Origin of the sequence: Rhodococcoides fascians A44A, assembly GCF_000760735.1 — a bacterium.
Lineage (GTDB): Bacteria > Actinomycetota > Actinomycetes > Mycobacteriales > Mycobacteriaceae > Rhodococcoides > Rhodococcoides fascians_E.
Genome location: NZ_JMEX01000004.1, coordinates 314821 through 331255, shown reverse-complemented (window position 1 = coordinate 331255; position 16435 = coordinate 314821). Strand labels below are relative to the sequence as shown.

Genomic DNA, 16435 nt, shown 5'->3' with positions numbered 1-16435 from the left:
GAGCAGGCCGGCGCAGAGCTCAGCTACAGACTCGACAACAAGGACACGAGGAACTGCACACACGCTTGAGATCGACGTGGCGACGCGCCACGAGCGGGATCCCGGAGTCAGTCACGCCGACCATTGTGCCACGTCATTCCTGCTGGTCCGACCGCAGCAGGGCTATTTACCCACGATTTTCGGTAAATAGGCAGGCAGAGGGCCGGAAACTCGCGGCGCGCTCCCGACACGAGGCTGCGAGCCCGCGAGGTGATTCGGTGCGCTCGACTTCTGGGACACTGGAGCGGTGAACCTGCTCGCTGCCCCGCCCGTCCCACTCGACCTGCCCGACGAGGCGTTCGACGGAATCGGACAGCGGCCGTTCGGAATCTACGTCCACGTCCCGTTCTGTGCGACGCGCTGCGGGTACTGCGATTTCAACACGTACACCGCCGGTGAGCTGGGGACATCCGCATCGCCGGAGTCCTGGATGGACGGCCTGCGGCGCGAGCTCGACGCTGCGGCCGCCGTGATGGACGCGCGTTCCGGGCACGTTCCGACGGCCGACACCGTGTTCGTCGGTGGCGGCACGCCTTCTCTTCTCGGGGGAGCCGGTCTTTCCGACGTGCTGGCCGCTGTGCGCTCGAGCTTCGGCCTGACCGAGGGAGGCGAGGTCACCACGGAATCGAATCCGGAATCGACGTCGCCGCAGTTCTTCGAGCATCTTCGTGCCGCTGGGTTCACCCGGGTCTCGCTCGGCATGCAGTCCGCCGCCCAGCACGTACTGGCCGTTCTCGATCGCACGCACACGCCCGGCCGGGCGGTGGCGGCTGCGAAGGAGGCGCGCGAGGCAGGCTTCGAGCATGTGAATCTGGACCTCATCTACGGAACGCCGGGGGAGAGGGACGAGGACCTCGACGCGTCGTTGGCCGCGGTGCTCGACGCAGGCGTCGACCATGTGTCCGCGTACGCGCTGATCGTCGAGGACGGAACCGCGATGGCTCGCAAGGTCCGGCGCGGAGAACTCCCGATGCCCGACGACGACGTTCTCGCGGGCCGGTACGAGCGGATCGATGCGGTGCTGGACGCTGCCGGCCTGCACTGGTACGAGGTGTCCAACTGGGCGACCGGCGCCGATGCGGAGTGCAAGCACAACATCGGGTACTGGGACGGCGGCGATTGGTGGGGCGCCGGACCAGGCGCGCACAGTCACATCGGCGGCACGCGCTTCTGGAACGTCAAGCACCCGGCCCGCTACGCGGACGATCTGGCGTCCGGTGCTCTGCCGATCGCGGGCAGCGAACGGTTGACGGCGGACGATCGCCACCTCGAAGAGCTGATGTTGAAGATCCGGTTGAGAACCGGCCTTCCCGCCGATGTGCTGAGCGAGACGGAACGCAGTGCAGCAGCGCAGGTGGTTGCCGACGGCCTCATGACGTTCGGGGACGGACGCTATGTGCTGACCGACCGTGGGCGCCTGCTCGCCGACGCCGTCGTCAGGGCGATTGCGACCTGACCGGTCGGGTGTGGACCGTCAGGCGCCGAGGACGTCGTAGTCGAACACGCGGGCGTGCAACACGGTCCGGTTCCGGAGCGCAGCGCGCACTGCACGATGCAGTCCGTCCTCGAGGTAGATCACGCCCCGGTAGTGAACGGCGTGGGGGAACAGGTCGCCGTAGAACGTGGAGTCCTCGGACAGGAGTCTGTCGAGTTCGAGCACCTTCGTCGTGGTGACGATCTCGTCGAGTCGCAGCTGCCTCGGCGGGATCTTGGACCAGTCCCGCAGAGAGAGACCGTGCTCCGGATACGGCTTCCCGTCGCGTACGCCCTTGAAGATCATGCGGTGAACGTCGTCGAAGTCGAGTAGGTCACCGCACCACAGTAAGGCCTTGGACGGCTCGTGTTCGTCGCGGCTACTAGACTCAGACTGTTGACAACCGCGTGACCGAACGAACCGAAGGGGGGAACGTGTCGAGCACCGAGGACAGGCGATTCGAAGTTCTGCGTGCAATCGTCGCGGATTACGTCTCCACTCAGGAACCGGTCGGCTCCCGGGCGTTGGTGGAGCGTCACAATCTGGGCGTGTCGAGCGCGACCGTCCGCAACGACATGGCGGTGCTCGAGGCCGAGGGGTACATCGCGCAGCCGCACACCAGTTCCGGTCGTGTACCCACCGACAAGGGGTATCGGCAGTTCGTGGACCGCATCGCGGACGTCAAACCGCTCTCGTCCGCCGAGCGCCGGGCAATTCTGGAGTTTCTCGAGAACGGCGTCGACCTCGACGACGTGTTGCGACGCGGTGTGCGGCTGCTGGCCCAGCTGACTCGTCAGGTGGCGGTCGTGCAGTACCCGACCCTGTCGGTGTCCTCGGTTCGTCATCTCGAGATCGTCGCGCTGACCCCGGCACGGTTGCTGATGGTGCTCATCACGGACTCGGGCCGCGTCGATCAGCGGATCGTGGAACTCGGCGACGTCATCGACGACGACGAGCTGGCGCAACTGCGGCGACTGCTCGGTGGCGCGATGGAAGGCAAGCGGCTGGCTGCGGCGTCGGCTGCCGTCGCCGAGCTCGCGGAGAACTCGCCCGCATCCCTGCGTGACGCCATCATCAGGTCGGCAACTGTTCTGATCGAATCGCTCGTCGAACATCCCGAGGAACGGTTGGTTCTCGGGGGAACCGCGAATCTGACGCGCAACGCGGCGGACTTCGCGGGCGACGCGGGCTTCCCCGGGTCCTTGCGCGGTGTCCTCGAAGCGCTCGAGGAACAGGTCGTCGTGCTCAAGCTTCTAGCCGTGACGCAGGACACGCGCACGGTCACCGTCCGGATCGGCGAGGAAACGCAGGTCGAGGAGATGCGCGGCACCTCGGTGATTTCCACTGGATACGGTTCGGCTGGCATGGTGCTCGGTGGCATGGGTGTGCTGGGGCCCACGCGGATGGACTATCCAGGAACAATCGCATCGGTTGCGGCCGTTGCGAGATACATCGGAGAAGTGCTCGCAGAACGCTGAGCACCTCCAGCTCGACTGCATCGGCTCGATCAACCAAGAACAGATTCGAAGAAAGAGACTCACGTGGCACGGGACTATTACGGAACACTCGGGGTCGGTCAGAAGGCCACCGACCAGGAGATCAAGCGCGCCTACCGCAAGTTGGCGCGTGAGCTCCACCCCGACGTGAACCCGGACGAGGCTGCCCAGGCTCGGTTCAAGGACATCTCGACGGCGTACGAGGTGCTGTCCGACCCGGAGAAGCGCCGCATCGTCGACCTCGGCGGCGATCCGTTGCAGCAGGGCGGCGGCGGAGGCGGTGGCTTCGGCGGCGCGGGCTTCGGCGGAGGTCTCGGCGACGTCTTCGAAGCGTTCTTCGGCGGTGGAGGCCAAGGCGGCGGGCGTGGTCCCCGTGGCCGTGTTCAGCCCGGTGCCGACTCCTTGCTGCGCACCAAGCTGACGCTCGACGAATGCGCCACCGGTGTCACCAAGCACATCACCGTCGACACGGCGATTCTCTGCGACGTGTGTACCGGTTCCGGCACCAACGGGGACTCCAAGCCGGTGCGCTGCGAGACGTGTGGCGGTGCCGGTGAGGTCCAGTCGGTGCAGCGCTCGTTCCTCGGCCAGGTCATGACGTCGCGCCCGTGCCCTACGTGCCGCGGAGCCGGCGAGACCATTCCCGACCCGTGCCGTAAGTGCGCGGGTGACGGCAGGGTGCGGTCGCGTCGTGAGATCTCGGTGAAGGTGCCCGTCGGCGTCAGCAACGGAATGCGTATCCGCCTCGCGTCACAGGGCGAGGTCGGACCGGGTGGTGGCCCTGCCGGTGACCTGTACGTCGAGATCGTCGAGCAGCCGCACGAGGTGTTCGTTCGCGACGGCGACGACCTGCACTGCACCATCCGCGTCCCCATGGTGGACGCAGCACTCGGAACATCGGTGTCCGTGGACGCCATCATCGACGGACCGACCGAGATCACGGTCGACCAGGGCACCCAGCCGGGGTCGGTCGCGGTGCTGCGCGGACACGGAATGCCGAAGCTCCGCTCGGGCGTCCGCGGCGACCTCCACGCGCACTTGGAAGTCGTCGTGCCCTCTCGCCTGGACAGCAAGCAGACTCAGGTGCTCGAGGACCTGAAGCGGTTGCGTGACCGCGACGCCGCCGAGGTCGTCACCACCGGATCTCAGCACAGCGGCGGGTTGTTCTCCCGGTTGCGGGAAGCGTTCAGCGGTCGCTGACGATGGCGGCTACCGTCTTCTATCTCGATCCGCTGCCCGCGGTCGGTGGCGTCGCGGTGCTGGACGGCAAGGAAGGTCACCACGCCGCCACGGTCCGGCGCATCCGCGTCGGCGAACGGATACTGCTGTCCGACGGTAGAGGCGGCCTCGCCTACACCGTCGTGACGGCTGCGGAGAAAAACCGTCTCGAGCTGTCGGTGAACGCTCGATCCGCAGCAACGCAGCCGACACCGACCGTCGGCCTGGTCCAGGCGCTACCCAAAGCAGAGCGCTCGGAGCTGGCGGTCGAACTGGCCACCGAAGCGGGTATCGATTCGATTCACCCGTGGCAGTCCGCGCGCTGCGTTGCGCGCTGGGACGGACCGAAGGCAGCCAAGGGCGTCGCGCGATGGCAAGGAGTCGCAGCCGCGGCGTCGAAGCAGTCCAGGCGGCCGTTCGTGCCGTCGGTGAGCGACGTGCAGGACACCGCAGGCGTGGTCTCCCTGGCGCGCGACGTGGTCGGACGAGGCGGGGTGGTCGCGGTGCTGCACGAGGCGGCAACCGCCGAGTTCTCTTCGCTCCCGTTCCGAACCGTCCCGGAGGTCCTGTTGATCGTCGGGCCGGAGGGCGGCATCGACGACAAGGAGATCGCTCGGCTGACGGATGCCGGGGCGACCCCGGTCATGCTGGGGCCCACGGTGTTACGGACGTCGACGGCGGCAGCGGTTGCGCTGGGTGCGATCGGGGCACTCACCGACAGATGGAGGCACGCGCCCCTCGACTTCGGATCGCCGGAATGAAGCGAACCACCATCGCCTACGGTGACCACCCGCAGCAGTTCGGGCATCTGTATCTGCCCGAAGGTGATGCGACGGAACCGCTTTCGGTCGTCGTGGTCATCCACGGCGGCTTCTGGAGTGGGCAGTACGCGCTCAACCTGGGAACGCAGTACGCCGTCGAATGCGCGCGGGCCGGGTACGCCGCCTGGAACATCGAGTACCGACGTGTGGGTGCCGGAGGGCTCTGGCCCGAGATCAGCAGCGACGTGGCGTCGGCCGTCGCCGCGGTCGCCACTGTGGTGCAGGACAATTCACCGCGCACGCTGAATCTCGCCGACGTGCGTCTGCTGGGTCATTCGGCCGGTGGCCACCTCGCGGTCTGGCTTGCCGGGGAGCGGGACGTCGCAATTCGGCCGTCGCGGGTGGTGTCGCAGGCGGGTGTACTCGATCTGGTGTCCCGCGCCTCCTACGAGCCGATTCGGGCACTCTTCGACGTCGACTACGACGACGCGCCGCAGACCTACCGTGCGGCATCGCCGCTCCATCGCGTGCCGACCGGTATTCCCGTGCACTGCATCCACGGGGCCGAGGACGTGCAGGTCTCGGTGTCGCAGAGCGAAGAGTACGCACAGGCGGCACGTGCGGCGGGAGACCACGTGACCTCGGTCGTCGTCGACGGCGAGGATCATTTCGCATTTCTCCAGCCCGGTAGCCGATGCTGGAAGCACTCTCTCGCCGCGGTGGTGGAGTGACGCTGCGGGCGGAGTAATTGGAATGCGCTCACATCCAGGAGCGTTAAACTTCCAACAGCCGAGTTCGAGACCAGACAACCGAAAGCAGGCCATAGCCACCACGTGAGTGAACACAGCGATCTTCCTGCCGAACGCCAGGTTCGGTCGAGTATGGAATTGGCACCAGAAGCGGTTCCGCCGCTGCTGGGACCGTCGGACGAGAACCTACGCACACTCGAGCAGATGCTGAGCGCGGATATCCATGTGCGCGGTAACGCGGTGACGCTCAGCGGCAAGGTCGCGGACGTCGCGCTGGCGGAACGCGTGATCTCCGAGCTGGCGGCCGTCGTCAAGCGTGCCCAACCTCTGACTCCCGACGCCGTCCGGCGCACGGTGGCGATGCTCACCGAGGGCGTCTCCGAGTCGCCGGCCGAGGTCCTCAGCTTGGACATCCTCTCGCGCCGAGGCAAGACCATTCGGCCGAAGACCCTCAACCAGAAGCGGTACGTCGACGCCATCGACGCGAACACCATCGTGTTCGGCATCGGGCCTGCGGGAACCGGCAAGACCTACCTCGCCATGGCGAAGGCCGTGCAGGCTCTGCAGGCCAAGCAGGTCAGTCGAATCATCCTGACCAGGCCGGCAGTGGAGGCCGGCGAGCGTCTCGGATTCCTGCCCGGCACGTTGCACGAGAAGATCGATCCGTATCTGCGTCCGCTGCACGACGCGTTGCACGACATGATGGACGTCGAAGCCATCCCGAAGCTGATGCAGGCGGGCGTCATCGAGGTGGCGCCACTCGCGTACATGCGTGGCCGAACCCTCAACGATGCCTTCATCATTCTCGACGAGGCTCAGAACACCACTGCCGAGCAGATGAAGATGTTCCTGACGCGGTTGGGGTTCGGATCCAAGATCGTCGTCACCGGAGACGTCACCCAGGTCGACCTGCCGGGTGGAGCTCGATCGGGTCTGCGCGCCGCGAGCGAAATCCTGATCGAGGTCGACGACATCCACTTCGCGCAGCTGACCAGCAGTGACGTGGTTCGGCATCGGCTGGTGTCCGACATCGTCGACGCGTACGAGCGCTTCGAGTCCTCGCGCGAGAGCAACGACTCGATCGGCAACCGTGCGCAGCGACGCTCGGGTGGGGCACGTGCCGCACGCCGTTAGACTCATGGCTGCCCGAGCGGAGAATCGACAGAGAATGAGCGGTAGATGAGTATCGAGGTGTCCAACGAATCGGGGATGGATGTCTCCGAGCCGGAACTGGTGAGCGTGGCGAGGTTCGCGATCGCGAGTATGGACGTGCACCCTGCCGCCGAACTGTCGATGGTGCTGGTGGACTCGGCGACCATGGCCGACCTGCACATGCGGTGGATGGATCTCCCGGGTCCGACGGACGTGATGTCGTTTCCCATGGACGAACTGGAGCCCGGAGGCCGTCCCGACGCCCCCGAGCCGGGGCCGTCGATGCTCGGCGACATCGTGTTGTGTCCGTCGTTCGCTGCCGATCAGGCAGCCGCAGCCGGGCACCCGCTGGAACACGAACTCGCTCTTCTCACGGTGCACGGTGTGCTGCATCTGCTCGGCTACGACCACGCCGAGCCCGACGAGGAGAAGGAGATGTTCGGTCTCCAGAATCGCATCCTCGAAGAATGGTACGAGGATCTCCGGCGGACCGAGGAAGCCGAGATCCAAGCGGCTCGCGACGCACGGCTACTGGGCAAGACCGGGTTCTCCAGGGACGAGAACCTGTGAGCAGTGCACCCGCACTCATCGTTTCCGCAGTGGTGCTGGTGCCCGTCGCAGGTGTCTTCGCTGCCGTCGACTCGGCCCTCAACACCGTGTCGCGGGCACGGATCGAGGACATGGCCAAGGACGAGCGGCCCGGTGCAATCGGATTGCTCGAGGTGGTCGCGGACCGGCCACGCTACGTCAACCTGACGGTTCTGCTGCGCATTCTGTGCGAGATCGCGGCAACCGTACTTCTCGTCGGCGGCATGATGGACCTGCTGTCGGAAACACTCGCTCTGACGGTCACCGCCGTCGTCATGGTGCTGGTCAGCTATGTGGCGGTGGGTGTCGGCCCGCGAACGCTCGGTAGGCAGCACGCGTACTCGATCGCATTGTCCGCCGCGTTTCCGCTTCGAGCTCTCGGCTGGATACTCGGCCCGATCAGCCGGCTTCTCATCCTCATCGGAAATGCCATCACACCTGGACGCGGTTTTCGCAACGGCCCGTTCGCGTCGGAGATCGAGCTTCGCGAGCTGGTGGACATGGCCCGCGAACGCGGCGTCGTTGCCGACGACGAGCGTCGGATGATCCAGTCGGTGTTCGAACTCGGGGACACCTCCGCGCGCGAGATCATGGTGCCCCGCCCGGAGATGGTGTGGATCGAATCCGACAAGTCGGCAGGCCAAGCCACATCCCTTGCAGTCCGCAGCGGACACTCCCGCATCCCGGTCATCGGCGAGAACGTCGACGACGTCGTGGGCGTGGTGTATCTCAAGGACCTCGTCCAGCGGACGTACTACTCCACCGACGGTGGCCGCGGCGTCAAGGTCGACGAACTGATGCGGCCTGCGGTGTTCGTGCCGGATTCGAAGGCACTGGACAGCCTGCTGGCCGAGATGCAGCGCGATCGAAACCACATGGCCCTGCTGGTCGACGAATACGGTGGCATCGCAGGGCTGGTGACCATCGAGGACGTGCTGGAGGAGATCGTCGGCGAGATCGCCGACGAATACGATTCCGCCGAGGTCGCGCCCATCGAGGACCTGGGCGACGGCACCTATCGTGTGTCCGCCCGCGTCACACTGGAGGACGTCGGTGAACTGTTCGACATCGAGATCGAGTCCGAGGACGTGGACACCATCGGTGGCCTGCTCGGCTACGAGCTCGGCCGCGTGCCGCTACCCGGTTCGCGCGTCGAGACACACGGCCTGATCCTGATCGGCGAAGGTGGGGCGGACCCACGTGGGCGAGTACGCATCACGACCGTTCTGGTGGAACGAGTGCCAGCTCCCGAAGAGGACGACGAGCACGACACGGCAGACGACGACGATCCCAGCCACACACGGCGGGAAGAGCTGGGAGACGAAGAATGACCGACGCAGGCACCGAATTTCGATCAGGATTCATCTGTTTCGTCGGACGGCCGAACACCGGCAAGTCGACGCTCACCAACGCGCTCGTCGGCTCCAAGATCGCGATCACCTCGTCCCGGCCGCAGACGACGCGGCACACCATCCGCGGAATCGTTCACCGCGAGCACGCGCAGCTGATCCTCGTCGACACGCCCGGACTCCACCGGCCCAGAACGCTTCTGGGGCAGCGCCTGAACGACCTGGTCCAGGAAACGTACTCCGAGGTCGACATCATCGGGCTCTGCATCCCGGCCGACGAGAAGATCGGCCCCGGCGATCGGTGGATCCTCGAACAGGTGCGTCACATCGCGCCCAGGACCACGTTGATCGGCATCGTCACCAAGATCGACAAAGTCAAGAAGGAACGCGTCGTACAGCAGTTGATGGCGCTCTCGAAGCTCCTCGGCGAGGACAGTCACGTCATTCCGGTCTCCGCCGCGTCGGGTGAGCAGGTGGAGAAGCTCGTCGACCTGTTCGCGTCGGAGCTGCCGGAGGGCCCTGCCTTCTACCCGGACGGCGAACTGACCGACGAGCCCGAAGACGTCCTGATGGCCGAGCTCATCCGCGAAGCAGCGCTGGAAGGCGTGCGCGACGAACTCCCGCACTCGCTCGCCGTGGTGATCGACGAGGTCACCCCTCGCGAGGGCCACGACAACATGCTCGACGTCCACGCGATCCTCTACGTCGAACGCCCGAGCCAGAAAGCCATCATCATCGGCAAAGGCGGATCGAGACTGAAAGAGGTCGGCACCGCGTCGAGGCTGCAGATCGAAAAACTCCTCGGCACGAGGATCTACCTCGACCTGCACGTCAAAATCGCCAAGGACTGGCAGACCGACCCGAAGCAGATGGGCAAGCTCGGCTTCTAGAAGCCCGAGTGGCGAAGATGCGCTACCCCCGCTCCGTGGGACACTGGAGTACGTGAGGCTATACCGGGACAACGCAGTCGTGCTGCGCCAGCACAAGCTGGGCGAGGCCGACCGTATTGTCACGCTACTGACTCGTGACAACGGCATCGTTCGGGCCGTCGCGAAGGGGGTGCGCCGCACGAAATCGAAGTTCGGGGCTCGGCTCGAGCCCTTTGCCCACGTCGACTTGCTTCTTCATCCGGGTCGAAATCTGGACATCGTCACCCAGGTGCACACAGTCAACGCGTTCGGCGGCGACATCGTCAGCGACTACGGCTGCTACACCACCGGCTGCGCGATCCTCGAGACCGCGGAGCGGCTGGCCGGTGAAGAACATGCACCGGCGAAACGTCTGCACCAGCTGACCGTGGGCGCGCTGCGCGCGCTCGCCGATCGATCTCACCCTCCTGAATTGATTCTCGACGCGTTCCTGCTCCGAGCCATGGGCTTCTCCGGCTGGGCGCCGTCGTTGACCGAATGCGCGCGGTGTGCAGCTCCGGGGCCGCACCGAGCATTTCATGTCGCGGCAGGTGGGTCCGTGTGCGTGCACTGCCGGCCCCCGGGTTCGGCGACGCCCATGACCGGCGTCGTGGACCTGATGGTCGCCCTCGAACGCGGTGAATGGGACTACACGGAAACGACGTCGACGGCCGTTCGGTCCCAAGCCAGTGGACTGGTCGCCGCTCATCTTCAGTGGCACCTGGAACGCCAACTCCGGACGTTGCCGCTCGTCGAACGCACAGCGCCGCATCAGGTCGGGCCTGGTGCGGTTCGAGCAACCGGCGTCGGGCAGGATGAAGACCGTGATTCTCCGACGCGAACCGCGCAGTCAGTCTGACGGTGACAGGGCGATTCGGCCCCCTGATCCACACCCGTCGGGAGCCACGCCTCCGATCATTCAACCCGAACTGATTCCGCGTCACGTCGCCCTCGTCATGGACGGCAACGGCCGGTGGGCACAGGACCGTGGAATGCCACGAACCGCAGGTCACGAGCGCGGCGAGGCTGTGCTCATGGACACCGTTTGCGGATGCATCGACATCGGAGTCAAGTGGCTGTCGGCCTACGCGTTCTCGACAGAGAACTGGAAGCGCAGCCCGGACGAGGTGAAGTTCCTGATGGGCTTCAACCGCGACGTCATCCGGCGTCGCCGTGACGAGATGAACGAGATGGGTGTCCGAGTTCGGTGGGCCGGACGACGGCCTCGCTTGTGGCGCAGCGTCATCAAGGAACTGGAAGTCGCCGAGGAACTGACGAAGAAGAACACCGTCATGACGCTGACGATGTGCGTCAATTATGGTGGGCGTGCCGAGATCGCCGACGCAACACGAGAAATCGCGCGTCAGGTGGCGGCGGGAAAACTCGATCCCGAGAAGATCACCGAAGCCACCGTCGCCAAGTACCTCGACGAAGCAGACATGCCGGACGTCGATCTGTTCCTGCGTCCGTCGGGGGAGCAGCGCACATCCAACTTCCTCATCTGGCAGTCCGCATACGCGGAGTTCGTCTTTCAGAAGAAACTGTTTCCGGATTTCGATCGCCGGGACCTCTGGGAAGCGTGCATCGAGTACGCGTCCAGGGACCGTCGATTCGGAGGAGTGAAGTATGAGTGAGCCCACGACCCTGCAGTCGCGTGCCGAACTGGCGCTGTCGCAGTTCGCGACGGTCGTCGTCGGGGAGGAAGGCTCGCTCGGCTTCGACTATGCCGGGGCCCTGTGTTCCCTCCGCTCGGTGGCACTGTCGCCAGGGCTCGAGGTGCTGTCGCTGACGGCGGTGCTGGCGTGGGACCGGCCCCTCAAGGCCGCTCTGCACAAGAAGGTGGCGGACCGTAATGCGGACTCGCAGTTCGGGTCCATCTCGGTGAACGTCCACGAGAAATCGGCGGATGTGCTGCTGCGCTACACGTTTCCGGCGAGTGGCCTCGACGACGAAGCCCTGATGACCATGCTGGTGCTGGTCCTCGGAGGAGTGGAGAAAGCGCGCGAGGGCCTGCTTCCGTGACCTACTTGGCCCTGCACTCGTTGCAGGTGCCGAAGATCTCGATGGTGTGGCTGACGTCGGAGAATCCGTTGTCCTCCGCGACGCCCTGCGACCACTTCTCGACTGTCGGGCCCTCGACCTCGACCGTGTAGCCGCAATCACGACAGACCAGATGGTGGTGGTGGCCGGACGAGCACCGCCGGTAGACCGATTCCCCGGTGTCGATTCTGAGGACGTCGACGGTGCCGGCATCGGCCAGAGCCTGGAGAGTGCGATACACCGTCGTCAGCCCGATGCCTTCGCCGCGCTTGCGCAGCTCGTCGTGCAGATCCTGCGCCGACCGGAACTCGTCGATGTTGTCCAACAGATCCGAAATGGCACTGCGCTGCTTCGTCGCTCGGATCCCGACTGCGACGGGCTTGCGGGTTCTCGTGCTCTCCGGCATCTATCAGCCTTCCTCTGCGTGGGCGACAGCGTCGACGACGATGTGAGCCAGGTGATCGTCGACCAGTCGGTACAGCACTTCGCGTCCATTGCGTTCACCCTGTACGACACCGGCGGCCTTGAGCACGCGCAGGTGCTGACTGATCAACGGTTGGGTCACTCCGAGGGCGCCCACCAGTTCGTGGACGCACCTCTCGGATTCACGAAGTTGCAGCACGATCGCGATTCGAACAGGCGCTGCCAGCGCGCGCAGGATGTCGCCTGCGGCCGTCAGTGTCTCCTTGGCCGGGACCGGCGCGGGCGGCGCAGACACGAACGGATCATGCACGTGGGCTTCGGTGGAGGGGCTGTGTGCAGGCTGTTCGTTGCCGAGGTGCGAAGGGTCCGTCTCCAGGATTGCCAACAGATTCTCCTTCATGTTCAGGGCTCGCGTACCTGCTTCACAGTAGTCCAGCGATCGTTAATGCAAATCACTTCCATTTTGATATGCACGAGTGCGCATGTCAAACGCGAACGGGAGCGTTCGGAGAAAGCGGCCCTCGACCGATAGTCTTGACGCCTGTACAAGTCCCTCTCGCAAGACACAAGATGGAGAGCTCCGCCAGTGGCACCCAAGTCCAAAGTCGAAACCGTCGCCAACCTCGCCAAGCGTCGAGGACTCGTCTACCAGTGCGGTGAGATCTACGGCGGTACCAAGTCGGCGTGGGACTACGGTCCGCTCGGCGTCGAGCTCAAGGACAACATCAAGAAGCAGTGGTGGCGCAACATGGTCACCAGCCGCGAAGACACGGTCGGCCTCGACTCCTCGGTGATCCTTCCGCGTGAGGTGTGGGAAGCGTCGGGACACGTCGAGACGTTCTCCGATCCGCTGGTCGAGTCGCTCATCACGCACAAGCGCTACCGCGCAGACCACCTCCTCGAAGCGTACGAAGAGAAGCACGGACGCCCGCCGGAGAACGGTCTCGCCGACATCCGTGACCCCGAAACCGGCGACCCCGGCCAGTGGACCGAGCCCCGCGCATTCTCGGGTCTGCTCAAGACCTACCTCGGACCGGTCGACAACGAAGAAGGCCTGCACTACCTGCGTCCCGAGACGGCGCAGGGAATCTTCGTCAACTTCGCCAACGTCCTCACCACCTCGCGCAAGAAGCCGCCGTTCGGCATCGGCCAGATCGGCAAGAGCTTCCGCAACGAGATCACCCCCGGCAACTTCATCTTCCGCACCCGTGAGTTCGAGCAGATGGAGATGGAGTTCTTCGTCAAGCCCGGCGAAGACGACGAGTGGCACCAGTACTGGATCGACTACCGCATGAAGTGGTACACCGACCTGGGTATCGACCCCGAGAACCTACGCCTCTACGAGCACGCGCAGGAGAAGCTCTCGCACTACTCCAAGCGAACCGTCGACATCGAATACCGCTTCAAGTTCCAGGGCAGCGAATGGGGCGAGCTCGAAGGCATCGCCAACCGCACCGACTACGACCTGTCGGTCCACTCCAAAGCGTCCGGTCAGGACCTCAGCTACTACGAGCAGGCGACGGACACCCGCTACACGCCGTACGTCATCGAGCCCGCAGCCGGCCTGACGCGTTCACTCATGGCATTCCTCGTCGACGCCTACACCGAGGACGAAGCCCCCAACGCCAAGGGTGGCGTCGACAAGCGCGTCGTACTCAAGCTCGACCGTCGCCTCGCACCGGTCAAGGTCGCCGTACTGCCGCTCTCGCGCAACGCCGACCTGACTCCGAAGGCCAAGGACCTCGCGCAGCAGCTGCGCGCCTACTGGAACGTCGAATTCGACGACGCCGGCGCCATCGGCCGCCGCTACCGTCGTCAGGACGAAATCGGTACGCCGTTCTGCATCACCGTCGACTTCGACACCCTCGACGACCAGGCGGTCACCATCCGCGAGCGCGACACCATGGCACAGGAACGCGTCGCCCTCGATCAAGTCGAGGCCTACCTCGCGGCCCGGCTACTGGGCGCCTAGTCCACCCCTCGCCGCAGCTTCGGCTCGGTCGAGACCCGCACGTAGCACCGAATGAGCCGTTCGGTCACTCCAAGTGACCGAACGGTTCATTCGCTCACCGGACGGGGCGCTGTTCGCTCACCGGACGGGGCGCTGGTTCGGCCACCGGAGAGGAGCTAGAACCGACCGCCGCCGCCACCGAAGCCGCCGCCACCACCGCCCCCGCCGAAGCCTCCGCCTCCGAAACCACCACCGCCGAAGCCACCGCCTCCGCCGCCGCGGAGGACGCTGTTGATGAGGATGCCGCCGAGGACTGCGCCGGCGACGTTGCCCCCGCTGCTACCGCCTCGTGGGCGGTTGTGATTCTCCCAGTCCCGTACGTCGGCCTGCGCGGACTGAGATGCCCTCGATGCCAGCTGGGCTGCTGCCTGTGCGTGCTGGATTGCCTTGGCCGGGTCCGAGGATTCGAGTTGTCGAGCCGCAGCGAAGTGGCGCTCCGCTTCGGCGAGCCTCGTGCGAGCTTCCGCGCCGACGCCGCCGCGTCGGGTGGAGATGTAGTCCTTCGCTGCGGTGATCTGGGATTGTGCGCCACCGAGGTCGCGGGCCAGTCGCGAACGGAGCAGATCGTCCTGGGTCTTCGCCTCGGTGGCGTCGGCGATGACGGCATCGAGGTGTTGATCGGCAGCGACGAGTTGCGTGAAGCTGCCGAGCGGATCGGTCGCTTTGGATTCTTCGGCGATGCGGAGTGCCTGCTCGGCCGCGGCGCGTGCGTTCTGAAGCTTCTGTCCGCCGTGCTCGGCGAGCGTGGCGGCATTCTGGATGTCGCGACGAACGTCGTCGATCGCTGCGGGCAGTGTGGCAATTGCATTGCGAATGTCGTTCTGCGCGTGGTCTACTCCGTCGAGCAGCGCCCGAGCCTGGTCGACGGCTTTTTCCGCGGTCCGGATCGCGGACACGAGCTCGCCCTGTTGGCCTGCGGGTTTCGTCGCAGCCTCGCGGCCGACCTCGATGTTGCGCTCGGCCAGTTCGATGTCCTCCTGGGCCATGGTGATGTTCGACGAGATCGAGGCGAGCGCCGGCTCCGCGAACTCGGTGTGCAGTGCCTTCAGAACGGCATCCGACTCGGGTACGCGCACGGTGAGTTCGACGACGGCCTGCGTCAGCGAGTCGAGCTTGGAATCTGCGTTGATCAGCAGGTCTCGCATCGACTCGAACTCGGCGACCCGCGAATTCAGTTCGTGATCGGCGCGGCCACACGAGGAGATGATCTGGATGAGCATCGAGCGTCGCTGTTCCGGAGTTTCCGGGATGGCGTCGTCGAGGCGTTGACGGATCTCGAACGCGGTTCCGAGCGCCTTCTTCGCCTCTTCGAACGCGGTGATGAACGGGGCGGAGGTGGTGTCGCCGAATTCCGAGCGCGCAATCGACAGTTCTTCCTCGCTCGACCGGACGGCGTTGTCGGTTTCGACGAGCATCGTGTGCGCTCTCGCGTCGAGAATTTCCAGGGGTAGAGCGGACAGTGCTGCGGTGTCGGTGGGGTCGATGTTGTGTGCAGCGTCGATTCCCGCTTGCCTGCGTGCTTTGTTGCGCCGCGAGGAGTAGACGACGGCGCCGCCTCCGGCAACGACCACGACGCCTGCGCCGATCAGCCACGGTGTACTGGAGCCGCCGCTGCCGGAACTCGCGTACGCTTCGCCGAGCGATCCAGCGGCAACGATGGCTGCGCCGGACCAATCCTGTTCTCGCAGAGCGGGCTCGACGTCGTCGGTCCGAATGTCCGTCTGCTCGCTCGCGGTGATTCGGTCCAACGACGTGTCGACGGCGAGGTAGTACGACCGGTCGACGGTGGCGACCGCCAACAGCACGTCGCGCTGCCCGAAGTCGCTCGCCCGATAGGTCTGCTGGGCCCATTGCTCGGCCGACAGGTTGTCGAAGTCGGCGACGTACGTGACCCACAGTCGCAGTTGTGCCGAGTTGTACAGATCGTCGATCGCGGCCTGAACGTCGACGAGTTCCGATTCGTCGAGTGCACCGACCGAATCCGTTATCTGGCCGGCGAGCCTCGACGGCGCTTCCGCAGAGGCCGGGGCCGTCACTCCGATCAGGGTGGCCAACCCGAGCATCGACGTGAGAACAGTGACTGCGAAAAAGCGTCGGACCGTGAACTGCGTCATGAGATGAGAATCTACCGTCCGGTGGTAACACCGCGGCACCACCCATGACAGGTGTCACGGCAACAACGTGACGCTCGGACGAGGGATGAAAGGCCGAACGCGAGCAGGGTAGT

At 65.3% G+C, this 16435-nt stretch carries 17 protein-coding genes; 13 read left to right on the top strand and 4 right to left on the bottom strand.

Annotated elements, in window-relative coordinates; translation table 11 throughout:
- Positions 1-286 precede the first annotated feature (286 nt).
- Positions 287-1495 carry a radical SAM family heme chaperone HemW gene (hemW, locus tag BH95_RS02565; RefSeq protein ID WP_037180887.1) on the top strand — a complete coding sequence of 403 codons (1209 nt, stop codon included), beginning with the start codon at positions 287-289 and terminating at the stop codon, positions 1493-1495.
- Between the two features lie 18 nt (positions 1496-1513).
- On the opposite strand, the gene BH95_RS02560 is transcribed toward hemW, so the two are convergent.
- On the bottom strand, positions 1514-1819 hold the full coding sequence (locus BH95_RS02560) for a type II toxin-antitoxin system VapB family antitoxin (protein ID WP_019667496.1): 306 nt from the start codon (positions 1817-1819) through the stop codon (positions 1514-1516).
- A gap of 128 nt (positions 1820-1947) precedes the next feature.
- On the opposite strand from BH95_RS02560, the gene hrcA reads away from it, so the two are divergent.
- The 11 genes from hrcA to BH95_RS02505 all read left to right on the top strand — a co-directional run bounded on the left by hrcA (position 1948) and on the right by BH95_RS02505 (position 11756).
- Positions 1948-2991, top strand: a complete 1044-nt coding sequence (hrcA, locus tag BH95_RS02555; protein ID WP_026348199.1) for a heat-inducible transcriptional repressor HrcA — start codon at positions 1948-1950, stop codon at positions 2989-2991.
- Positions 2992-3054: 63 nt separating this feature from the next.
- Entirely contained in the window at positions 3055-4209 is a 1155-nt protein-coding gene (gene dnaJ, locus BH95_RS02550; protein WP_019667494.1) for a molecular chaperone DnaJ, read from the top strand.
- 2 nt (positions 4210-4211) lie between these two features.
- Complete coding sequence (locus BH95_RS02545) at positions 4212-4988, top strand: 16S rRNA (uracil(1498)-N(3))-methyltransferase (RefSeq protein ID WP_037180885.1); 777 nt, start codon at positions 4212-4214, stop codon at positions 4986-4988.
- Positions 4985-5719 carry an alpha/beta hydrolase family protein gene (locus tag BH95_RS02540; RefSeq protein ID WP_019667492.1) on the top strand — a complete coding sequence of 245 codons (735 nt, stop codon included), beginning with the start codon at positions 4985-4987 and terminating at the stop codon, positions 5717-5719. The genes BH95_RS02545 and BH95_RS02540 overlap by 4 nt, the downstream gene beginning before the upstream one ends.
- A 150-nt stretch (positions 5720-5869) precedes the next feature.
- Positions 5870-6871 (top strand): PhoH family protein, encoded by a 1002-nt coding sequence (locus tag BH95_RS02535; RefSeq protein ID WP_244164808.1) that lies wholly within the window; start codon positions 5870-5872, stop codon positions 6869-6871.
- A gap of 45 nt (positions 6872-6916) precedes the next feature.
- A complete protein-coding gene (ybeY, locus tag BH95_RS02530; protein WP_019667490.1) occupies positions 6917-7459 on the top strand; it encodes an rRNA maturation RNase YbeY in 543 nt (180 codons plus the stop codon).
- A complete protein-coding gene (locus BH95_RS02525; protein ID WP_019667489.1) occupies positions 7456-8808 on the top strand; it encodes a hemolysin family protein in 1353 nt (450 codons plus the stop codon). The genes ybeY and BH95_RS02525 overlap by 4 nt, the downstream gene beginning before the upstream one ends.
- Positions 8805-9716, top strand: coding sequence for a GTPase Era (gene era / locus BH95_RS02520; RefSeq protein WP_020111631.1), 912 nt, complete (start codon positions 8805-8807; stop codon positions 9714-9716). Before BH95_RS02525 ends, era begins: the two co-directional genes overlap by 4 nt.
- Before the next feature lie 52 nt (positions 9717-9768).
- The gene (gene recO / locus BH95_RS02515) at positions 9769-10593 is read left to right on the top strand and encodes a DNA repair protein RecO (protein ID WP_026348198.1); all 825 of its coding nucleotides are present in this window, start codon (positions 9769-9771) and stop codon (positions 10591-10593) included.
- Positions 10550-11368 carry an isoprenyl transferase gene (locus BH95_RS02510; protein ID WP_019667486.1) on the top strand — a complete coding sequence of 273 codons (819 nt, stop codon included), beginning with the start codon at positions 10550-10552 and terminating at the stop codon, positions 11366-11368. The genes recO and BH95_RS02510 overlap by 44 nt, the downstream gene beginning before the upstream one ends.
- On the top strand, positions 11361-11756 hold the full coding sequence (locus tag BH95_RS02505) for a hypothetical protein (RefSeq protein WP_019667485.1): 396 nt from the start codon (positions 11361-11363) through the stop codon (positions 11754-11756). Before BH95_RS02510 ends, BH95_RS02505 begins: the two co-directional genes overlap by 8 nt.
- A gap of 1 nt (position 11757) precedes the next feature.
- On the opposite strand, the gene BH95_RS02500 is transcribed toward BH95_RS02505, so the two are convergent.
- Together BH95_RS02500 and BH95_RS02495 are read right to left on the bottom strand one after the other, a co-directional pair.
- Positions 11758-12180 (bottom strand): Fur family transcriptional regulator, encoded by a 423-nt coding sequence (locus BH95_RS02500; protein WP_020111630.1) that lies wholly within the window; start codon positions 12178-12180, stop codon positions 11758-11760.
- A gap of 3 nt (positions 12181-12183) precedes the next feature.
- Entirely contained in the window at positions 12184-12597 is a 414-nt protein-coding gene (locus BH95_RS02495; protein ID WP_019667483.1) for an ArsR/SmtB family transcription factor, read from the bottom strand.
- A 186-nt stretch (positions 12598-12783) separates the two neighbouring features.
- On the opposite strand from BH95_RS02495, the gene BH95_RS02490 reads away from it, so the two are divergent.
- Complete coding sequence (locus BH95_RS02490; protein ID WP_019667482.1) at positions 12784-14169, top strand: glycine--tRNA ligase; 1386 nt, start codon at positions 12784-12786, stop codon at positions 14167-14169.
- A gap of 155 nt (positions 14170-14324) precedes the next feature.
- Here BH95_RS02490 and BH95_RS02485 read toward each other — a convergent pair whose 3' ends face one another.
- A complete protein-coding gene (locus BH95_RS02485; protein WP_037180880.1) occupies positions 14325-16322 on the bottom strand; it encodes a TPM domain-containing protein in 1998 nt (665 codons plus the stop codon).
- Positions 16323-16435: the final 113 nt, after the last annotated feature.